The following is a 544-nucleotide window of genomic DNA, read 5'->3' as shown; positions in this document are numbered from 1 at the left end:
AGTCCAAGGCCGAGGTGGGGGTGCAGATCGTGACTCGCTGGATCCTCGCGGTACTGCGCCATGAGCTCTTCCATAGCTTGGCCCAGCTTAACCAGCGCATCAGTGAGTTGCTGACGCGGCTCAATCAGAAACCCTTCCAGAAGCTCCCTGGTTGTCGCGCATCGCTGTTTGCCGAGCTCGATGCGCCGGCGCTCAAGCCCTTGCCAGCATACCCCTATCAGTACACCAAGGTGGTGTCGGTGCTGGCCGGCAAGGATTACCACGTTGAGCTGGAAAAGCACTATTACTCAGTGCCCCATACCTTGCAGGGCAAGCGCCTGGAAGCCCATCTGGCAGAGCATACCGTCACCGTCTACCACGCAGGCAAGGTCGTGGCCGAGCACCCGCGCAGTCATCACAAGGGCCAGCACAGCAGCCAGCCTGCGCATATGCCGGCACATCATCAGGCCTTGTTGGAATGGTCGCCTGAGCGGCTGCTTGGCTGGGCATCGACGATCGGGCCCTACACCATGCATTGGGTGGATGGGTTTATCCGCCACGCGGA

The 544-nt window shown here is 60.8% G+C and carries 1 protein-coding gene; it reads left to right on the top strand.

The features are described 5' to 3' along the window. A partial coding sequence (locus BN1125_RS10455) for a Mu transposase domain-containing protein (RefSeq protein WP_042012244.1) occupies nt 1–544 on the top strand: 544 nt, incomplete at both ends.

This window comes from Aeromonas fluvialis (assembly GCF_000819885.1).
GTDB lineage: Bacteria > Pseudomonadota > Gammaproteobacteria > Enterobacterales > Aeromonadaceae > Aeromonas > Aeromonas fluvialis.
This window is presented reverse-complemented; position numbering and strand designations above follow the sequence as displayed.